The organism is Haloterrigena salifodinae, from assembly GCF_003977755.1.
GTDB classification, from domain to species: domain Archaea; phylum Halobacteriota; class Halobacteria; order Halobacteriales; family Natrialbaceae; genus Haloterrigena; species Haloterrigena salifodinae.
In genome coordinates this window covers 796,302-815,549 of the sequence record NZ_RQWN01000001.1, presented here as the reverse complement: position 1 = coordinate 815,549, position 19,248 = coordinate 796,302, and the positions used below count along the sequence as shown (strand labels likewise).

At 66.1% G+C, this 19,248-nt stretch carries 21 protein-coding genes; 13 read left to right on the top strand and 8 right to left on the bottom strand.

Annotated features, from left to right (window positions below):
* Positions 1 to 22: 22 nt before the first annotated feature.
* Positions 23 to 1,900 (bottom strand): formate/nitrite transporter family protein, encoded by a 1,878-nt coding sequence (locus tag EH209_RS04145; RefSeq protein ID WP_126661672.1) that lies wholly within the window; start codon positions 1,898 to 1,900, stop codon positions 23 to 25.
* A gap of 191 nt (positions 1,901 to 2,091) precedes the next feature.
* Between EH209_RS04145 and EH209_RS04140 the strand changes: the two genes are divergently transcribed.
* From EH209_RS04140 to EH209_RS23885, 4 genes are all read left to right on the top strand, one after another.
* Positions 2,092 to 3,588, top strand: coding sequence for a phytoene desaturase family protein (locus tag EH209_RS04140; protein WP_126661671.1), 1,497 nt, complete (start codon positions 2,092 to 2,094; stop codon positions 3,586 to 3,588).
* A 13-nt stretch (positions 3,589 to 3,601) separates the two neighbouring features.
* The gene (locus EH209_RS04135) at positions 3,602 to 4,474 is read left to right on the top strand and encodes a prenyltransferase (protein ID WP_126661670.1); all 873 of its coding nucleotides are present in this window, start codon (positions 3,602 to 3,604) and stop codon (positions 4,472 to 4,474) included.
* Complete coding sequence (gene cruF, locus EH209_RS04130) at positions 4,467 to 5,405, top strand: bisanhydrobacterioruberin hydratase (RefSeq protein WP_211338318.1); 939 nt, start codon at positions 4,467 to 4,469, stop codon at positions 5,403 to 5,405. Before EH209_RS04135 ends, cruF begins: the two co-directional genes overlap by 8 nt.
* A 319-nt stretch (positions 5,406 to 5,724) precedes the next feature.
* Positions 5,725 to 5,886, top strand: coding sequence for a hypothetical protein (locus tag EH209_RS23885; RefSeq protein WP_164721994.1), 162 nt, complete (start codon positions 5,725 to 5,727; stop codon positions 5,884 to 5,886).
* A 32-nt stretch (positions 5,887 to 5,918) separates the two neighbouring features.
* Here the strand turns inward: EH209_RS23885 and EH209_RS23880 are convergent, their stop codons facing one another.
* From EH209_RS23880 to EH209_RS04115, 4 genes are all read right to left on the bottom strand, one after another.
* Positions 5,919 to 6,071 carry a hypothetical protein gene (locus EH209_RS23880; protein ID WP_164721993.1) on the bottom strand — a complete coding sequence of 51 codons (153 nt, stop codon included), beginning with the start codon at positions 6,069 to 6,071 and terminating at the stop codon, positions 5,919 to 5,921.
* 82 nt (positions 6,072 to 6,153) lie between these two features.
* Complete coding sequence (locus tag EH209_RS04125) at positions 6,154 to 7,104, bottom strand: phytoene/squalene synthase family protein (RefSeq protein ID WP_126661669.1); 951 nt, start codon at positions 7,102 to 7,104, stop codon at positions 6,154 to 6,156.
* A gap of 154 nt (positions 7,105 to 7,258) precedes the next feature.
* Positions 7,259 to 8,977: a bacterio-opsin activator domain-containing protein gene (locus EH209_RS04120; protein ID WP_126661668.1), complete on the bottom strand. Its 1,719-nt coding sequence runs from the start codon at positions 8,975 to 8,977 to the stop codon at positions 7,259 to 7,261.
* A gap of 244 nt (positions 8,978 to 9,221) precedes the next feature.
* Positions 9,222 to 10,454, bottom strand: a complete 1,233-nt coding sequence (locus tag EH209_RS04115; RefSeq protein ID WP_126661667.1) for an ornithine cyclodeaminase — start codon at positions 10,452 to 10,454, stop codon at positions 9,222 to 9,224.
* A gap of 228 nt (positions 10,455 to 10,682) precedes the next feature.
* On the opposite strand from EH209_RS04115, the gene EH209_RS04110 reads away from it, so the two are divergent.
* The 3 genes from EH209_RS04110 to msrB all read left to right on the top strand — a co-directional run bounded on the left by EH209_RS04110 (position 10,683) and on the right by msrB (position 12,131).
* Positions 10,683 to 11,255, top strand: coding sequence for an HTH domain-containing protein (locus EH209_RS04110; protein WP_126661666.1), 573 nt, complete (start codon positions 10,683 to 10,685; stop codon positions 11,253 to 11,255).
* A 216-nt stretch (positions 11,256 to 11,471) separates the two neighbouring features.
* Positions 11,472 to 11,633 (top strand): hypothetical protein, encoded by a 162-nt coding sequence (locus EH209_RS23875; RefSeq protein WP_164721992.1) that lies wholly within the window; start codon positions 11,472 to 11,474, stop codon positions 11,631 to 11,633.
* Positions 11,634 to 11,702: 69 nt separating this feature from the next.
* On the top strand, positions 11,703 to 12,131 hold the full coding sequence (gene msrB, locus EH209_RS04105) for a peptide-methionine (R)-S-oxide reductase MsrB (protein ID WP_126661665.1): 429 nt from the start codon (positions 11,703 to 11,705) through the stop codon (positions 12,129 to 12,131).
* 110 nt (positions 12,132 to 12,241) lie between these two features.
* Here msrB and EH209_RS04100 read toward each other — a convergent pair whose 3' ends face one another.
* Positions 12,242 to 12,604, bottom strand: a complete 363-nt coding sequence (locus EH209_RS04100) for a DUF7471 family protein (RefSeq protein WP_126661664.1) — start codon at positions 12,602 to 12,604, stop codon at positions 12,242 to 12,244.
* Positions 12,605 to 12,889: 285 nt separating this feature from the next.
* Between EH209_RS04100 and EH209_RS04095 the strand changes: the two genes are divergently transcribed.
* Together EH209_RS04095 and EH209_RS04090 are read left to right on the top strand one after the other, a co-directional pair.
* Positions 12,890 to 13,417 (top strand): winged helix-turn-helix transcriptional regulator, encoded by a 528-nt coding sequence (locus EH209_RS04095; RefSeq protein ID WP_126661663.1) that lies wholly within the window; start codon positions 12,890 to 12,892, stop codon positions 13,415 to 13,417.
* 236 nt (positions 13,418 to 13,653) lie between these two features.
* Positions 13,654 to 14,583 carry a branched-chain amino acid transaminase gene (locus EH209_RS04090; RefSeq protein WP_008894414.1) on the top strand — a complete coding sequence of 310 codons (930 nt, stop codon included), beginning with the start codon at positions 13,654 to 13,656 and terminating at the stop codon, positions 14,581 to 14,583.
* An 84-nt stretch (positions 14,584 to 14,667) separates the two neighbouring features.
* Here the strand turns inward: EH209_RS04090 and EH209_RS04085 are convergent, their stop codons facing one another.
* Positions 14,668 to 15,465, bottom strand: coding sequence for an alpha/beta fold hydrolase (locus tag EH209_RS04085; protein WP_126661662.1), 798 nt, complete (start codon positions 15,463 to 15,465; stop codon positions 14,668 to 14,670).
* Positions 15,466 to 15,657: 192 nt separating this feature from the next.
* On the opposite strand from EH209_RS04085, the gene EH209_RS04080 reads away from it, so the two are divergent.
* From EH209_RS04080 to EH209_RS04065, 4 genes are all read left to right on the top strand, one after another.
* Entirely contained in the window at positions 15,658 to 16,653 is a 996-nt protein-coding gene (locus EH209_RS04080; RefSeq protein WP_249038745.1) for a hypothetical protein, read from the top strand.
* 86 nt (positions 16,654 to 16,739) lie between these two features.
* Positions 16,740 to 17,444, top strand: a complete 705-nt coding sequence (locus tag EH209_RS04075; protein WP_126661660.1) for a phosphoglycerol geranylgeranyltransferase — start codon at positions 16,740 to 16,742, stop codon at positions 17,442 to 17,444.
* A 373-nt stretch (positions 17,445 to 17,817) separates the two neighbouring features.
* Complete coding sequence (locus EH209_RS04070; protein WP_324618167.1) at positions 17,818 to 18,102, top strand: HalOD1 output domain-containing protein; 285 nt, start codon at positions 17,818 to 17,820, stop codon at positions 18,100 to 18,102.
* Positions 18,099 to 18,311 (top strand): hypothetical protein, encoded by a 213-nt coding sequence (locus EH209_RS04065; RefSeq protein WP_126661658.1) that lies wholly within the window; start codon positions 18,099 to 18,101, stop codon positions 18,309 to 18,311. The genes EH209_RS04070 and EH209_RS04065 overlap by 4 nt, the downstream gene beginning before the upstream one ends.
* 84 nt (positions 18,312 to 18,395) lie before the next feature.
* On the opposite strand, the gene EH209_RS04060 is transcribed toward EH209_RS04065, so the two are convergent.
* Positions 18,396 to 19,241 carry an SIR2 family NAD-dependent protein deacylase gene (locus EH209_RS04060; RefSeq protein WP_126661657.1) on the bottom strand — a complete coding sequence of 282 codons (846 nt, stop codon included), beginning with the start codon at positions 19,239 to 19,241 and terminating at the stop codon, positions 18,396 to 18,398.
* Positions 19,242 to 19,248 lie beyond the last annotated feature (7 nt).

Here is a 19,248-nt window from a genome sequence, read left to right as displayed (position 1 = left end):
TCAAAGAACGGCGGGCGGTCGGTTACCGACCGAACAGCCGCCTGAAGACGCTCCGCCCGCTCGGACGCTCCGCGAGCATCACTGAGCAGTCGACGTCGTTGACGACGTCCAGATGCAGCGAGCTAGTCACGAGCCGCGAGAGCAGGCCGCGCTCGGTTGCGCCGAGCATCACGGTCGTGTGGTCGTCGGCCGCGCGACAGATCGCGCCCTCGACGTCACCGGAGTCGTCGACGAGGATCTCGGCGTCGTGGAGGTCGTGGTCGATGGCCCACTCCTCCAGGAACTCCTCGCCGGCCCGGCGCTCGTCGGGGCCGTCGACGACGTGCAGCAGCGAGACGTGGGCGCCGGCGGTGTCGCTGAGCGTCTTCGCGACCTCGGCGCTCAGATCCGAGTCCGGGCCGCCGGCGGTCGGCAGCAGGATCCGCGAGGTGTCCAGCCCGCGGTTCTTGACGACGAGGAAGTCACACGGGAGCTGGCTGGTGAGTTCGCTGATCGGGCGCTCGGCGCGCGCGGCGTCCCACAGGTTGTTGTCGCCCCAGCCCATCACCACGAGGTCGGCGTGTTCGCGGACGGCGGTGTCGAAGATCTCCTCGAACGAGCGATGCGTGACGATCGTCGACGTCTCGCTGTCGATGTCGTAGTCGTCGATGGAGCCGGTGATGTCCTCGAGCAGTGCCTCGGATTCGTCGACGATCCGGGCGCGCTGTCTGTCGCTGCCGACCGCCGACGGTCGGTCGGGCGTCTGGACGACGTGGACGACGTGGAGGATCGCCGACTCGTGTCTGTTCGCCAGCGTCCCGGCGAGTTCGACGAGTCGCGACTCGGTCCGCGGATTCGCGATCGGAACGACGACCCGGTAGGTGTCGTCGTCGGCGGGTGCAGTCGTCTCCCCGGTATCGATCAGGGGAACGTACGATCGCCCGGCGAAGCCCCCGAACAGCCACTCCTGAACCGAGAGGCGTCGTTCGATCCCTTCGAACCGAGCGGACTCAAGACGTTCCTCGCTGGTCTGGAACCAGTTGACGACGGTGACCAGCAGAATGCCGCCGATGGTGTTGCCCAGCGCCACCGGGAGGACGAAGTGGACGACGCCCACGTAGAGGGAGAGTTCGCCGAGGAAGACGGCGAAGGCCATCTCGGTGAAGGAGGTGACGACGTGGAACAGGTTCCCGATCGGGATCGCGAGGAAGGCCATGTAGACGATCAGGATTCTGGCGACCGTCTCGCGGGCGGCGTACTCAACCCAGACGACGCCGGCGACTATCAGGCCGGCGAAGGCGGCCTTGAAGAACAGGTCGAACCACGCGGTCTCCGGACCGTGGGTTCCGAGGGAAACCGCCGCATCGAACGCCTCGGGAGAGAGCACGCCGCCCCACGCGAGTACGGCGGCGCCGATCGCGCCGCCGGTGAAGTTGCCGGCGAGCACGATCGACCAGTGGCGCAGCAGTGCGGGAACGCTGGCGATCCGCTCCAGAGTGAGCGCGACCGGCGGCAGCGTGTTCTCCGTGTAGAGCTGGTAGCCGCCGATGATGATGTAGATGAATCCGAGCGGATACAGCAGGGCGCTCAGGATCGGGTGGCCGTCGGTCGCCCCGTACAGCGAAACGTACAGCAAGACCGTGATCGTGATCGCGAAGCCGGCGGCGATGCCGCTGAAGAACAGTTCGCGGCTGCCGGAGGTGACCTCCTCGTCGGCCGCCGCGACGATCCGCTGAAAGACCTCGTCCGAGGAGAACCGGTCGCGGACGACCGATCCAGCCGCCGGCGCCCCGCTTCGGGAGCGGTCGACGGCCTCGCGGACCCGTTCCGCCTCCGCGTCGTGGTCGGGGGGCGGTGCCTCCTCTCGTTCCCGGTCGGCGCGGGCGGACTCCGCGCTGCCGGGCTGCTCGTGATCGCTCATTGTCGAGACCGAATCACGGAACGAACTAAGCGTTTGGCTTTGAGGACGACTCGAGTTATCACGTGTCAAATCGGAAGTGAAGCGAGGCCGTCGAGAACGGTCGCTGCCGTCGGACCCTCGCCGCACGTGGCGGGCCGACCCTACATGGGTATGACATACGCTTTTCACCGTGCCGACGGTCACGTTCGAGTATGCAATCGCTGGCCGGTGAGTCGGTCGTCGTGATCGGCGCCGGAATCGGCGGCCTCGCGACGGCCTGTTACCTCGCCGACGCGGGCGCCGACGTGCGGGTCATCGAGAAGAACGAGCAGGTCGGCGGTCGAGCGAGTCGCCTCGAGAAAGACGGCTTCCGGTTCGACATGGGCCCCTCGTGGTACCTGATGCCGGACGTCTTCGAGCGCTTCTTCGGCGACTTCGATCGGACGCCCTCGGACTACTACGAACTGACGCACCTCGATCCGCACTACCGGCTGTTCTTCAAGGACGGGGATCGGGTCGATGTCACGCCCGACCTCGAGCGAACGAAGGCTGTCTTCGATGAGTACGAGGACGGCGCGGGTGATGCCCTCGAGCGTTACCTCGAGAAATCGAAGGAGAACTACGAGGTCGGGATGGAACACTTCGTCTACGAGGACCGCACGCGGCTGCGGGACTTCATCGATCCCAACGTGGCCCGGCAGGCGCGCGGGCTGTCCCTGCTGGGGTCGATGCAGGGCCACGTCGAGGACTACTTCGATCACCCGAAGCTCCAGCAGATCATGCAGTACACGCTGGTGTTTCTCGGCGGGTCGCCGACGAACACGCCGGCGCTGTACAACCTGATGAGCCACGTCGATTTCAACCTCGGCGTCTGGTATCCCGACGGGGGGATCGCCGCCGTCGTCGACAGCATCGCGCAACTGGGGCGCGAACTAGGCGTCGAGTACGACACCGATCGGCCCGCGACGGCGATCAAGGGCCGCGAGGGGGCCTTCCTCGTCGAGACGCCCGAGGGACCGGTCCGGTCGGACCTGGTCGTCAGCAACGCCGACTACGCCCACACCGAACAGGAGCTCTTACAGCCCGAACAGCGCGGTTACGACGCCGACTACTGGGAGAAGCGAACCTACGCGCCCTCCGCGTTCCTGCTGTACCTCGGCGTCGAGGGGTCGGTCGACGAACTCGCCCACCACACGCTGGTCCTCCCCACGGACTGGCAGGACCACTTCGATCGGATCTTCGAGGACCCCGAGTGGCCCGAGGATCCCGCTTACTACCTCTGCGTGCCCTCGAAGACCGACGACGACGTCGCTCCCGACGGCCACAGCGCGCTGTTCGTCCTCGTTCCCATCGCGCCCGGCCTCGAGGACACCCCCGAAACCCGCGAGGAATACCGCGACAGGATCCTCGCGGACATCGCGGTCAACACCGGGGTCGATCTGCGCGACCGGATCGTCCTCGAGGAGCGCTTTTGCATCGAGGACTTCGCCGACCGGTACAACAGCTACGACGGGACGGCCCTCGGACTGGCCCATACGCTCCGCCAGACCGCGCTGTTCCGCCCGCCCCACCGCGCCAAGGGTGTCGACGGCCTCTACTTCGTCGGCGGGGACACGACGCCCGGGATCGGCGTCCCGATGTGTCTCATTAGCGGCGAGCTGACCGCCGAGAAGGTCCTCGAGGACTACGGCCGACCGACCGGCCGATGATCGCCCCATCGCCATGACCGCGAACTCGACGGCGGCGGGCGACGGCCGATACGGCGACCGACTCCGGTACCTGCTGACCCTCTCTCGCCCGCGGTTCTGGCTCTATCTCGCCGGCCCGGTGCTCGTCGGCGTCGCCTACGCCGCCGCCGGCGTCGGCGACGTGTTCGCACCCGCGGCGATTGTCCTGTTCGCCTACTTCCTGCTTCCGGCGAACGTCTTCCTCTATGGGATCAACGACATCTACGATCGCGAGATCGACGCCGCGAATCCGAAGAAATCGGAGCAGGAGGCCCGGTACCGCGGCCAGCGGATCGTTCCCGTCGTCGTGACCGTCTGCGCGCTCCTGCCGCTGGCGTTCCTCCCGCTCGTCCCGTCGGCGGCGTGGCCGTGGCTCGCGGTCTTTCTCGTCCTCGGGGCGGCCTACAGCGCGCCGCCGGTCCGGTTCAAGACGACGCCGCTACTGGACTCGGTCTCAAACGGGCTCTACATCGCCCCCGGTGCGGCGGCCTACGCCGCCGTCGCGGGGAGCCAACCCCCGGTCCTCGCCGTCCTCGGCGGCTGGCTGTGGGCGATGGGGATGCACACCTTCTCCGCGATCCCCGACATCGAACCCGATCAGGAGACCGGCATCCGGACGACCGCGACGGCGCTTGGCGAGCGCTGGACCTACGCCTACTGCGGCGCTTGCTGGCTCGCGAGCGCCGCCGCGTTCGGCGCGCTCGATCTCCGCCTGGGCGCGCTCATGCTCGTCTACCCCGGCCTCGTCGCCGCGATCGCGACCTCGAGCGTCGCGGTCGACCGCGCGTACTGGTGGTTCCCGGCGATCAACACGGTCGTCGGTGCGACGCTGACGATGGGCGGCCTCTGGAGGGTGCTCTATGGCTGATCCGGACACGACGGCGAACGCCGATATCGATTCGGACGCCGTTACTGATCCCGATTCCGAGACCGACCCCGATACCGACGAGCGTCGGGCAGCTCTCGAGCGACGCCTCGAGGCGCTGATCCGCGAGAACCGCTTTACGATCGCGGTCGTGTTCCCGGTCGTCGGCGCGGTGACGCTGGTCGCGAGCGCGGAGGGACTGCTTCCGGGACCGCTCGCGTACAACCCGCTGTTGATCCTGTTCGGGACGCTGGTGATGCGTTCGCCGCTCGTCGTCGGCTTGCTTCCGCAGGTCGACCGCCGAGCGCTGGTCTATCTAGGTCTCGTGACGGCATACACGTACGCGATCGAACTGGTCGGCGTGCGAACCGGCTGGCCCTACGGGACCTTCGAGTACGGGATCCAGTTGGGGCCGATGCTGCTCGGCGAAATCCCGCTCGCGCTCCCGCTGTTTTTCCTCCCACTGGTCCTGAACGCCTTCCTGCTGACGCTACTGGTCCTTGACGGGTGGAGCGCGCGGCCCCTCGTCAGGATCCCGACCGCGATCGCCGCCGTCGTCGCCGTCGACCTCGTTCTCGATCCGGCCGCCGTCGCCATCGGGTTCTGGGCGTACATCCCGCCGGGCGGCTACTACGGCGTTCCCGCCTCGAACTACGTCGGCTGGCTCCTCTCGGGAACCGTCGCGGTTCTCCTCGTCGACCGCGCCTTCGACCGCGCGGCGCTGCTCGAGCGCGTCCGGACCTGCGAGTTCGTCCTCGACGATCTGGTGAGCTTCGTGGTGCTCTGGGGGGCGATCAACGTCCTCTACGGGAACTGGCTGGCCGCCGCCGTCGCCGGCCTGTTCTGCCTCGGTCTGTTCCGGACCGAGCGCTACGACCGCGAGCTGCTCCTGACAGCGCTTCCCGCGAGTATCGGGACGGATCGCGACTCGTGAGCACAGGTCAGGACGTTCGGCGGCGCATCCGCCGACGTGAGACGTCCCGAAGTCGGCGGAACGTCGACGCGCCGCAAGCGCACTCGTCTTCGGTGCCGAGCGACGCGGACGATCCGTCCCCGCGCCTCGGCGTCGAGAATCGCGCCGCAGCTGGTACGGGCGACGACTGCCGTCCGTCCGCCCGAGGTCGTCCCGTCACAGTCGACGGCGATCTGAATCAGCGTCCCGCCACTGGGTGTTGGCTACCGACGACCGCGGCGAATGTTCGGGCGAGCCATGCTTGCTCGAGGTTTTTGCTCACCCGGCCGCTACTGGTCGTATGGCGACCATAGTACCGGTCGAGTGTCCGCTCTGTCGCACCGAACTCGAGGCTGACGGGTGCCTCGAGGACCACCTCGTCGACGCTCACACCAAACGGCGGTTAGCGCGGTTCGTCGTCGCCGAAGCCGAGGCGCTGAACGCGAGGGACGTCTCGGAGTGAGCGCCGTCCGTGGCCGTTCGCGCTGGCGCGGGTCAGACGAGCAGGCTGGTGATGGAACTTCCGAACAGGAGCAACAGCAGCACCGCGGCCATCGTGAGCATCAGCCAGATGCCGAGACCGACCGCGGCCCGGCGCGCGTTCTCTCGGTCGATGTCGACGGGGTCGTGTGAACCGGTAGTGGACATACACGGCGACCTACGCCCTGACGGATAACAACGGGAAATCCATTATATCGAGGGAATTGAAAAGCGGTCGCCGAGTTCGGTGTCACTGCGTCGGGACGCGACCGCCGTGTCCGGCCTCGTGGCGGTCGCGGTCGCGATCGGGAACGGCCGAGACCCGCCGGAAGACGGCATCCGGATCGCGGCTCCAGTGCCAGTGCCAGCGCGTCTTCGCGAGACACCGAAGCTTTCGCGTCGTGGAGAGCGACGGCTCGCGGGACAAGACATCGTACTCCTGGGATCGGATCACGGTGTGGTGTTCCGCGTAGAGGACGGCCGCCAGCAGAACGGGCAGTTGGCAGTCCTCGGGGAGATAGCGGATGCCGGCGACGCCCTCGCGGTAGAGTTCCTCAGTTCGTTTGAGCTCCGCCGTCATCGCGGCCGCGAAGGAATCGGAGTACTCGAGGCGTTCGATCTGGGCGTCCGAAACGCCGTACGAGCGGAGCGTCTCCTGTGGCAGGTAGATCCGATCGCGCTCGACGACGTCCTCGCGGACGTCCCGCAGGAAGTTCGTCATCTGGAACGCCTCGCCGAGTTTGACGGCGTGGGGGAGCGCGACCTCGCGCTCGTCGGGATCCATGATCGCCGTCATCATCACGCCGACGGCGGCCGCCGAGCCACGCATGTACGACTCGAGGTCGTCGTAGGTCTCGTACCGGTCGGTCTCGATGTCCGACTGCATCGCGTCGACGAACGAGTTAATTTCGTCGTCGGCGATGTCGTACTCCCGCCGGAGCTCCTCGAACGCCTCGAGGACGGGTCCCTCGGGCTCGGTTTCACCGAGGGCCTGCGCTCGGAGCGACTCGAGTTCGGCGCGCTGCCTGTCGGGCGGAACGCCCTCCGCGTCGTCGACCACCTCGTCGGCGATCCGGAAGAACCCGTAGAGGACGTGCGTCGCGTGGCGAACCCGTTCCGGGAGGAACTTCGTCGCCAGGTAGAACGTCTTCCCCGTGCGCTGCTGGATCGTCTTGCCGGCGTCGATGTGTTTCTGCTGCATGCTCTGTTCGTGGCCCTCCCCGCGGTGGGATGTAACTGATACGACAGTTGCGTATAAAATAGCTACCCCTACCTAGTGGGGTCATCGTCTGCTCGCGGGCCACGAGACGGCGACGCCCTCTCACGGGCCTTGCCCCTTCGACTGCTCGCGGATGTTACTCCGCGCTCGTCTCGTTCGAGGCGGTTTCACCGCCTCGAAGCCCGCTCGCATGGTCCGCAGAACGAAGCTCCGCGCTATCGAACAGTTCGTCCAGCAGCTTCCGCTGTGCGGTCCGGAGGTGCTGGTGGAACGTCGAGCGGGTGATGCCCATCGACTCGGCGAGTTCCTCGCCGGAGACGTTGCGGGGCCACTCGAAGTAATCGGCGTAGTAGGCCTTCCGTAGCGCCGTTTGCTGGCGATCGGTCAACGACGACTCCAGCCGCCCCATCACGTCTCCCGGCGTTCGCCTGGGGCGATCGGTCTCGTGGTAGCTGATCAACTCGACCGCGTCGTACCACCGGTCCAAGAGGTCGTAGACCGAGCGTGCGGCCTGTCCGTTCGGGAGGTCGACGGTGAGTTCGACGCTTGCGTCGCCGACGGCACTCCGATCGGCCTGCGATGCGTCCCCCCTGGTCTCGAACCGTCGAACCGTCCCTCCGTGTTCGGAGATCGTCCGCACGATCCCGTCGTCGACGGCAGCCTCGAGGAGGGTCCCGCCGTCGTACGTCGACAGGATTCGAACGTCGGTGACGCCGTCGATCGCCGCCGCGTCCGGGGCGCCGTCGACGGCGCGGTCGGCGTGGAAGAACGCGATCGGCGTCCCCTCCTCGTCGGTCAGTCCCCGGAAGGTGACCGCCGCCTCGAGTTCCGTCGCTAACGCCGCGACGAACAGGTCGGGGTCCGCGATCGACAGCTCGAGTTCGACGACGGCGCCGGTCGCGAGCATCTGTCGCGCCTCGATCGCGTTCATCGCGGTCGAGATCGCCCCGGCGAGCGAGTCGAGGACGAGCAGTTCGCGCTCCGAGAACGCCGCCGGTTCGTCGGCGAACACCACGAGTACCCCGTACGTGACGTCGCCGTAGCGAAGCGGCAACGCGGCGACCGACTGAAACCGGTCTCCGGCGCCCGTCGGCCACCACCGCCTCGCGTCGTCGAACGAATCGAGGTCCTGAACCACCTTCGCCTCTCCCTCCGCGAGCGCCCGAACGGCGGGGTGGCTTTCGTCCGACGCGAGGACGAGCGTCTCGTCCTCGAGAGGGACGTCGCCCGCGCTGGCCCACTCGCGCGGCGAGAGGCGGCGGTTGGTGACATCGACGCGACCGATCCAGGCGAGCACGTACGGGTCGGTGTCGGCGAGACGCGAACAGACCGAGCGTTCGATCTCCTCGCGGGTCGTCGCGCCGACGGCGGCGTCGGTGACGTCACGGAGCAGGCCGTCGACGCGCTCGAGGACGTGCTCGAGCGCCCGGTGTTCCTCGCGGAGTTCCGCGGCGGTCTCCTCGACGGTGATCTCGGCCAGTTTGCGCTCGGTGATATCGAGGTGGACCACCGAGACGCGGAGCTCCCCGCCAACGTGGAATCGCTTCGCCCACATCAGGAACCACTGCTTTCGCTCGGGCGAGTGACAGGGGTACTCCATCGTGAACGTCTCTCGCTCGCCGTCGATGATCGCCTCGAGACCCTCGACCGCGCGTCTGGCGTATTCGTCGGTATCGACGTCCGCCTTCGCCGTCACGATGTAGTTGGCGCCGACGTGGTCCGTCTGGTGATCGTCGGAACCGAACGCCCGCCAGGAGTCGTTGGTCAACAGAATCTCTCCGTTCTCGTCGATGACCACGACGGTAATGGGGAGCGTCTCGAGGGCGGCGTCGACGAGTGTCTTCCCGGCATCCATCAGGTAGTAGTTCGTGCTTGATAGCCATATGAACTCGGGCTAAGAAGGGACTGATCCTCCCCGAAGCGCGATCGACTTTGGATTCGTCTCCGGATGTAACCGAGCCAGCAGCGGCGATAGACTGGGAAGCACCGTCGACGCCTGATACGTGTGGCTGGGTGCCAGTATCGTCAGCCTCGCCATCGCCGGCTATCGCTCGAGTCCGCCGGGCAGAAAACGAGGATAGCGTTCGACCGGATGCGAGTTACTCGAGCAGTTCCTCGGCGAGCATCGGGATGAACGTCCCGATATCGGTGACCATGCCGATGGCCTGCGCGCTGCCTCGGTCGAGAAGTTGGGTGACGGTTGCAGGGTTGATGTCGACGCAGACGGTCTTGGTCGTCGAGGGGAGGCAGTTGCCGACGGCGACCGAGTGAAGCAGCGTCGCGAGCATGAGCACGATGTCGGCCTCCTGGGCCTGCTCGCGGATCGCGTTCTGGGCCTCGATCGAATCGGTGACCGTGTCCGGAAGCGGACCGTCATCGCGGATCGAGCCCGCGAGGACGTAGGGGACGTCGTTGCGCACGCACTCGTACATCACGCCGTCGTCGACGACGCCCTCGTCGACGGCCTCCTCGATCCCGCCGAGGCGGGCGATCTCGCTGATCGTGTAGATGTGGTGTTTGTGTCCCTTTCGCGGGTGCTCGAGGCTCTCGGTGTCGACGCCCAGCGAGGTGCCGTAGAGGTCGCGCTCTAAGTCGTGGACGGCGAAGCCGTTGCCGGCCGAAAGCGCGTCGATGTAGCCCCCGCGGACGAGCTCCGCGAGCGCGTCCCGGCCGCCGGAGTGAACGATCGCCGGGCCGCAGACGACGAGGACGTTTCCGTCGTTTTCCCGGACCTCGCGCATCTCGTCGGCGATCTCCTCGATCAGCGACGCCGAGGGTCGCTCGCTCGAGACGCCGCCCTGCATGAAGCCGAACGAACCGCTGCCGTTGCGGGGGCGTTCCGGCGGTTCGACGCGGATCCCGGTTTCGCCGGTGACGACAAGGTCGCCTTCCTCGACTGCGTTCAGGACCTTCGTGTAGACGCGCGGACGCTCGTCGTCTTCGCCTTTCTCTACCACGAGGGTACAGTCCATCTCGACGTCCTCGACCTCGACCCACTCGCCGTCGACGCGGACGAACGTCGGGTGGTTGGTCGTCGAGTAGAAGTCGACGGGGACGACGCCGTCCTCCGGCGCCGCCTCGAGCGTCGCGTCGCGCGGATCGGCGACGGTCGCGCCCTGCTGGTTGAGTTCGTGGAGGATCGCCCGCAGATCCTCCTCGGTCTCGGACATCACTCGCATCCGGCAGTAGGTCTCCGCGTGCTTGTGGCGGCCGACTTCGAACTCCTCGACCTCGAACTCGCCGCCCATATCCATTACGACCCCGAAACAGTGGCCCATCGTCCCCGAATCGATGATGTGTCCCTCGAGTTCGACGGTTCGCGAAACGGTCATCGGTGCAGCGTTGGCGACCGGGGACCGTGAATGTGTGCGTTTCGGTGCCGGTCGACAATGGGCGACGGCACTCGCCGGTGTGAAACACCGCGACCGAGCAGCAGTGTTCGCACGCTCTCCGGCGGGCCCGCGTCGCGGAAAATCGTCACAGCCACCATCGACCATTATTTCACCTCAAATGATGGTTTAGACAACGCTTTTGTGCACATCTGTGGACGGCTCAGATACGTGTCGCACCCAACAACAACACCGACGTCAGTCGAACTGTGGATCCGGTCGTTCGCCCCCACGAGCGCCGGCCCGACGCAGGAGCGTGCCCTCGAGCGGCTCTCCGACCTCGAGTCGCAGGCGCCGATCGAGTCGGTGGACGTGAGCGTCTGGGGAAAGGAAGTCGAGATCAATCGACCCGAGCGAGCGATGCGTATTCCCCAACTCTGTCGGATCGAACGCCGACTCGAAGCCTTCGAGAACTGGGCCGCTCGCACGGGGCGCCGGCTCGAGCCGTTCTTCCGAAACACGCGCATCGAGTCGTCGATCACGGGCGAATCCCACGACGTATGGCGGCTGCCGACGATCGCGGTCGCGGAGTTCGACGGCGACGAACTCCTCCACGTCGCGCCCTGTCGTGACGGCGATCGAACGATCGACGTCTTCGACCGTCTCGAGTCGCTCCTCGAGGACCCGGAGGCGCCGACGGCCGTCGACGGGGGGTCGGGCGACGGATTGACCGAGCGCTCGTCGGATCCAGCGACCGACTACGGGCAGAGTCGCATCGACCTGGAACCGTCTCGCTCCGACTAATTCTATTCCCTGCCGAACCGCGTCGGGCGGTGGCCGAACGATCGACTGCCTACTCGACCGGCTACCGAACGCCACCCCGCGTTGAACCCTATCGTGCTCGACGGACCGAATCAAGTGGGAAACCGATCGGCGCCACCGTTTCGCTCCCGTTTCGATGACTGACTGTCAGGATCGTCGTGAATAACATCTATGCGACCGTGTCACATAGTATGGGCCATGGCGAGTAACTCGACTACCCTCGGCCTGTCCCGGTGTCGCAAGTGCGGGTTCGAAGCGCCCGGCGGCGACGACGCGTGGCGTCGCATTGACGTCCCGAAACTGGGACGGATGACACAGTGTCCCGACTGCGAGAGCACCGACGTCATCACGAGTCGGTAGCGTCGACCGCGATTCGAGACCCCCGTCGGAACGCACAGACTCTTGGGCGTCTCCCCCCTAGGCTCCTCCATGGAACGCAATACGAGCGATCAGTCCCGCGACGACGCCGAGGGCGACCTTCCGGACAGCGATGCCGAGTGGCGCGACCGGCTGAGCGAGGAGGAGTACCGAATCCTGCGCGAGGCCGGCACCGAACCGCCCTTTAGCGGCGAGTACGTCGATCACAAAGCGGACGGGACGTACGCCTGCACCGGCTGCGGCGCCGAACTGTTCGACGACGACACGAAGTTCGAGTCCGGCTGCGGCTGGCCCAGTTTCTACGACGTCGACGACGACCGCATCGAGACACGGCAGGACAACAGTCACGGGATGCGCCGCACCGAGGTCCTGTGTGCCAACTGCGGCGGCCACCTCGGCCACGTCTTCGAGGACGGCCCCGATCCCACCGGCAAGCGCTACTGCATCAACTCGGTGGCACTCGAGTTCGAGGACGAATAACGCGGCGTCACGTCGAACGCGTCGATTCGGTCGGTAACCGTTCGGAGAGCACGATCGGAACGGGCAAATCCCTCACTCTAGAAAACGGTATTTTCGGCCGTCGTTCGAGGCTAGTCGTCGGACCTCGAGGGCGGTTCGCGGTTCGTCTCGGCGTCCGTTATCGGTCCGCTTCGGTAGACCGCATAGAGGACGAGCACGGCGATCGCGAAGTCGAACCCGTGTTCGACGAGGTGGTGGACCGTCATCGGGACCACGCCGAACACGGTGCCGAGGCCGACGACGGACCGCACCACGAGCAGTCCGAGCACGGCCGTAATCAGTAGGTACCGGGGCGAGCGCCGTCTCGAGTACGCGACGAGCCCGCAGCAAAAGAGGATCGTCGTCCCGACGGCGGCGAGGACGATCACGGCCAGCAACACCGGCGCCAGTTGCGGATCCAGCCACGGGATGTCGAGGGGACTCGTGTGTTCCATCCGCGATACGCTATCTGGGTGGGAAAGCTACCTATGCGCTTCGGTTGTTAACGGTTTGTCGTCCCACAGCGATCGTCCGTTTTTCGTCGAAGCAGTCGAAGACGGCCGTCTCGAGCCCTCGTTTGCGTGTACGCCAGTTTCGTACTCAGCCGATCGTCTCATCAAGACGGGTCGTCTGACCCGTTCTCACCTGCCGGGAACGAGCGGAACCCGTTATCCGGACGTGGTCGCTAGTCGGTGGTACCAGCCCCGTAGCGGGGCATCGATCACGACGACCACCTCACAATGAGCGAGACACGACGACAGATCAGGGCACACGTTCGGGCCAACGTCGGAATCCACTTCAACGAACTCGTCCGGGAGTCGACGTACGCGCCGGGACAGATCCAGTATCACGTCCGTCGACTGATCGCCGCCGACGAACTCGTCCGCGAGGAACTCTACGGACAGACCCACTACTACCCCCCGCAGTACGACGAGTGGGAACGCGCCGCGCTGGCGCTGTTCCGCCGCGAGACGACCCGCGAGATCGTCCTCTTCTTGATCGAGCACGGCTCGTGCCGACCGGCCGCGGTCGCGGACGAACTCGACATCGCCCGAAGCACCCTCGAGTACCACCTCGATAACCTGGTCGAGTGCGATATCGTCGAGAAGGAGTATGGAGAACGCAATCGCGTCACGCTCTCGCTGTCCCGACCCGGTCAAACCGCGCCGCTGCTCTCGGAGATCTCGCCGACGGTGCCGGACCGATTGGTCGATCGATTTACGCGGCTCGTCGACGGCCTGCTCGAGAACTCAGTCGATTCCGAGTAGGCGCGGTCGGCTCGGTTACCTGCGTTTGGTCTCCGACCTCGTCTCGAGACAGGCGCTGGCCATCCGCAGAGCGGGACAATCATCTGCCAGGTCCGACGTCTGCATCCGATATCCGCAGTCGTTCGTCACCACGGCCGCCGTCCGAGGGAGATTCGACGGCGAGGAACGCCGCCCGGCGCGGTTTTCGAACCCGAAACCGCGAACACTTAGTACGGTGGCTTGTAACACTCTCGATCATGGGATTCGACGAGATGGACGTCGATACGATCTGGATGGACGGCGAGTTCGTCGACTGGGACGAGGCGCAGGTCCACGTCCTCACGCACGGACTGCACTACGGCAGCGGCGTCTTCGAGGGCGCACGGTGTTACGACACCGCGGAGGGCCCCGCGATCTTCCGTTGGGAGGAACACCTCGAGCGACTCTTCCAGTCGGCCAAGCCCTACGACATGGATATCGACTACACGAAGGAAGAACTCACCGAGGCGACGAAGGAGCTCATCCAGCGCCAGGACCTCGAGTCCTGTTACATTCGTCCGATCTCCTTCTACGGCTACAACTCGCTGGGCGTCAGTCCCAAGGACTGTCCCACCGAGACCGCGATCGCGGTCTGGCCGTGGGGCGCGTACCTCGGCGAGGAAGCCCTCGAAGAGGGCATCGAGGTCATGATCTCCTCGTGGCGGAAACACGCCTCGAGCCAGATCCCGACGAACGCGAAGACGACGGGCCTGTACGTCAACAGCATGCTCGCCGGCGAGGAGGCCCGCCGAAACGGCTACGCCGAGGCGATCGTCCTCAACAAGGAGGGCAACGTCGCCGAAGGCCCCGGCGAGAACATCTTCCTGGTGCGCGACGGCGAGCTCCACACGCCCGGCCTCTCCGAGTCCATCCTCGACGGCATCACCCGCGACACCGTGATCGAGATCGCCGAGGATCTGGGCTATACGGTCCACGACGGCGCCTCGATCTCGCGGGGCGAACTCAACACGGCCGACGAACTGTTCTTCACCGGCTCCGCAGCCGAGGTCACGCCCATCCGGAAGGTCGACAACGTCGTCATCGGCGACGGCTCGCGCGGCCCCGTCACCGAGGAGATTCAACAGCGGTTCTTCGAGGTCGTCGAACGGGAGACCGACGAGTACGACGAGTGGTTCGAGTACGTCTGAGCCGGCAATCACACGAGTCACACGAGACCTGATACCGGTCGTTCGCCGTTGTACGGCCGCTCCTCGCGTGAGGTTGCAGGGACATCAGGCTCGCCGGAGGAACGTCCGGAGTTCCGTGTATGCGGCGTCGTACGCGTCACGAAACACGTAGTGACCGGCGTTCGGGATGTGGATCAATCGTCCGGATGGAAGCGAGTCAGCCGCGTTCAGGTCGGCGACCCGCTGCTCGATGTCGGCATCGGACCGCAACACGAGAGACCGACAGGAAACGTCCGGAAGCACGTCGACGAGCGGTGACGGATAGCCGTGACGCGCGAGTTCCGCGATCGCCGGATCGGATTCGAGATGGCCGGTCGCGAGGCGGCGGGCGTGCGTCGGATCCAGGTCGGAATACTCCTCCTCGACGATCTCTTCGACGGTCAGGTCGGAGCTTCGTTTTAGCGCGGTTCGCGATTGCTCGAACAGTTCGTCCGGGTCCGCCTCCGGAAGTCGGTGGAAACAGTCCGGATCGACGAGGACCACCTCCTTCACGAGGGCTGGACGTCTCGCCGCCGTCCACGCGACCGTTCCGCCGCCCATGGAGTGTCCCATCAGGACGGGATTCTCGAGGTCGAGCGCGGTCACCAGACCGCAGAGATCGGCGACCCGATCGGTGAGACGGTATCCCGTCTCCGGCGCGGCGGAGCGACCGTGTCCGCGTGCGTCGTACGCGACCACCTCGTAGTCCTCAGCGAGGTCCTCCGCCAGTGGGACCCAGCGGCGGCCGGTGTCGTTGAACCCGTGAGCGAGAACGATCGGTGGCCCGGTCCCGGTTCGGTAGTACTGGAGCTCGACGCCGTTCGACGAGGCGATTCCGGTCGTCCACCCGTCGGGGAGATTCATCGGAAATATCACCGAATCTACATCATCAAATAGGTACCGCATTCGCCGTTCACAGCGATCCGGAGACCGAGCGCGGAACTCCCGTTACGATCGACTGCGACCCGCGAGTTCGTATTCGCACCGACTCATCCGTCGCTTCGAGAGGCGAACGCTCTTGTCGACAGCCCGTCAGCACCGAGACGAGAGATGTCTATGGACCTCATTCGCTTCGAGACAGTCGCGGCCCGAGACGTCGCGCTGGTCGTCCTCGAGGAACTGACGCACGCGGCGTCGGTTCGAGCGTGGCTGCTCGAGTCGATCGGTCTCGAGACCGAATCCACGACGATCCTCGAGGCGAGTGATTCGCTCGGCGGGCCCGAGAGCGCCGAGTTCGATGCCACGCGTCGGTGGTCCGCACTCGAGGTCGGGCTCGAGACCGCGGACGAGCGGGTTCGTCTCGTCCTGACGATCGGAACTGGACCTGCCGTCGATACTGACGTGGACGCGCTCGAGTCGATTCGGACACGACGGGACCGCTCGCTCGAGGGTGACTGGGACGACTGTCGGCTAGTATCGATCGCGCCGAAGAGCGCCCTCGAGACCGGGACGACCGATACCGAGCTACCGGCGGACGCGACGATTTCGCTCGAGTCGTTCCGGGATCGGTTCGCGGCGCGCGATGGCGACCGGGACGAGTACCGGACTGCCCTGGTTCAGGCGGCAATCGATCGCGGCCGTCGGAGCGCGAGCGCTGATGGACCGCCGTCGTTCGTCGCAGAGTACCGCGCGCTGGTGAGGGAGCGCGATCCGGCGTTCGATCTCGAAGCCGAGAACGAGGACGCCGATACGGTCGCTGACGACGACACAGCAGTCGCGATCGACGCCCCGCCGCTGGCCGACGACCACCGACTCGTTCATGCGCTGACGGACGGCACCGTCGACCTCCGCATTCCCGGCGCCGCGGTGCATCTCCGGGCGTTCGCCGCCCGCTACGCGACCGCGATCCCGCCGGCGACGGATTTGCTGACCGACGGCGACGCGCTCGTACTCCGGCTGCTAGTACCGGTGATCGATTTCGACTCGAGCGAGGACGACGACGCGCTCGACGGCGACGCGACGGCGATCGACGAGGCCGCGGTCGACGAGACGCTGACGGCTCTTCGGGACCTGCTTACGGTCTCCGAACGCGTCGCCGATCGGTCGTCGTGAACGGGCCTCGAGAATGACGCCCGAGGGCGTTTTCCACCAGCGGCCGTTTCGTAGCGTTTTTGCCGGTTCTCCGGAAACGACGCGGTATGACTGCCTGCCCCTGGGACGACTGGAACCATATTCTCAAGATCGACCCGGACAAGGAGCTCCCCGAGGGCGTCACCTACGGAGACCTCTGTGCGACCGGCACCGACGCCATCGAGGTCGGCGGCACCATGGGAATCACAGAGGAGAACATGGAAGCCGTCGTCGACGCCTGCGCCGAACACGACGTGCCGCTCTATCAGGAACCTTCGAGCCCCGACGTCGTCATCGACAACCGGGCGCTCGAGGGGTATCTCATCCCGACGGTGTTCAACGCCGGCTCGCCGTTCTGGATCACGGGCGCCCACAAGGAGTGGGTGCGAACCGACGGCGACATGGACTGGGATCGGACCTGGACGGAAGCCTACATCGTGATGAACCCGGAAGCCGACGTCGCGGAGTACACCGAAGCCGACTGCGACCTCGGGCCGGACGACGTCGCCGCCTACGCCGAGGTCGCCGAACGGATGTTCGGCCAGGAGATCGTCTACCTCGAGTACTCCGGGACGTTCGGTGACGAGGAGATCGTCGAAGCGGCCGGCGAAGCGACCGACGAGACGACGCTGTTCTACGGTGGCGGCATCCACGATTACGACTCGGCCGCGACGATGGCCCGGCACGCCGACGTGATCGTCGTCGGCGACCTCGCTCACGAGGAAGGGGTCGAGGCCGTCCGCGATACGGTCGAGGCGGCCCAGAACGCCTGACGAACGCGTCGCCGCCGAGTACCGCGACTCGCACTCGAGCTCCCGACTGTCGTCAACGTTCGCGAACTGCTGACCGGGACCAGAAACCTCCACGTCGAGGTTGTCGCGACGGACGCCTCGAAGGACGAAACCGCCGTCGAAGAGTTGGATGCCCTGGGACTCGAGATCTACGAGGTGGAGATTCTGCGGTCGAACGACTACCAGCCGTTCGACCAGTTCGGAACGGAGGAGTTCGACTCGAAGACCGGATCGGAGTGAGCGATTCGAGCGCGAGTTTGTTGCGTGGCGACCGGCCAGAACGAATCTTTGCTGCTGGTGTCTCACAAGGAACGTGCCCGTCATTCTTATCCGCTGCAGCGGCCTTATACTGATGATGACAGCCCAGTCTCCCTCCCCTTCCAGCGGCGAAGCGCTGTCGATCAGGGTCGTCCGCGAAGTCGCCGCCCACGACGGCGTCGACCCGATGGACCTGTCGCCGCCGCTGTTCCGGAGCGTCGACCCCGCGGCGTTGGACGCGCTCTTCGAACCGACGCACGCTGAGAGCGCCCGCGACGGCCGCGTGACCTTCGCTTACGACGGGAAACAGGTGACCGTCGACAGCGACGGCGAGGTGAGGATCGATCCGGAACACGACCCGCAGCGACAGCGTTCGCGATGAAGTACTGCCTCGAGTGCGACTGGTTCGCGGATCCTGGGACCGAGACCGACGCCCTTGACGACGAGCGCTCGAAAGCGGCGCTCGAACACTTCGTCGAAACGGGTCACTCGATCGACTCGAGCGACTCCGTCGGACGGCCGACGACACCGGCCATCTGCGAGGCGTTCCTCGTCCGGGACCTCGTCGGGACGTTCGGTCAGTCGGTCTAAAACGCCGACTCGGGAACCGCTCGCTCCCGAGTTGTTACTGTCACTCTCCGCTTCCCCGCCGTTTCTAGCGGCTCGAAACCGGCATTACGGCGTCTCGAGGAGTTCCCGGAGCCGCGGCAGTACCTCGGTCACGTCCTCGCGACGGATCAGGTCGGCCGCGTCGTCGACCGGCGTCGACTCGAGGTTGACGATGCCGACGGTAGCCCCCGTAGACGCCGCCTGACGGGGCAGCGACGCGGCCGGCTCGACGACCAGCGAGGAGCCGATGGCGAGGAAGACGTCACTCTCGCGGGCCAGCGACCGGGCGCGCTGGATGACCGCGCCCGGTAGCTGTTCGCCGAAGAGGACGACGTCGGGTTTGAAGACGCCGCCGCAGTCGCAGGTCGGGGGCAACTCGCCGTTCGCGGCCCGGTCGAAGATCGGATCGGCGTCCCGTCGCCGACCGCAGTCCGTACAGCGGACGCGCCGGGCGTTACCGTGTAACTCGAGGAGCGTCGTGTTGTCCGCTGCGGTCTCGGCGTCCGCTTCAGCGGCTTCGTCCGTTCGACCGCCGCTGCTTTCGTCGTCGTTCTCGCTCGGGCCCGCGGCATTCTCGTCGGCGGCCTTCGCGTGTAATCCGTCGGTGTTCTGCGTGAGGATCGCCTCGAGGTGGCCGTCCCGTCCCATCGCGGCCAGCGCGTCGTGGGCCGTGTTCGGTTGGTACTCTTCGGCAAACAGTTCCCGCTGCAGGTCGACGCGATCAGTCCAGAACCCCGCCGGATCGCTCCGGAACCGACCGTAGGTGAACTGCCCTTCGTCGAACTTCTCCCAGACGCCGTCGTCGCCCCGGAACGTCGGCACGCCCGAGGGTGCGGAGATACCCGCGCCGGTGAACGCGACGACGGTGTCTGCGCTCTGTATATCCGCGGCGAGTGACTCGAGGTCGTCCATACCGGAC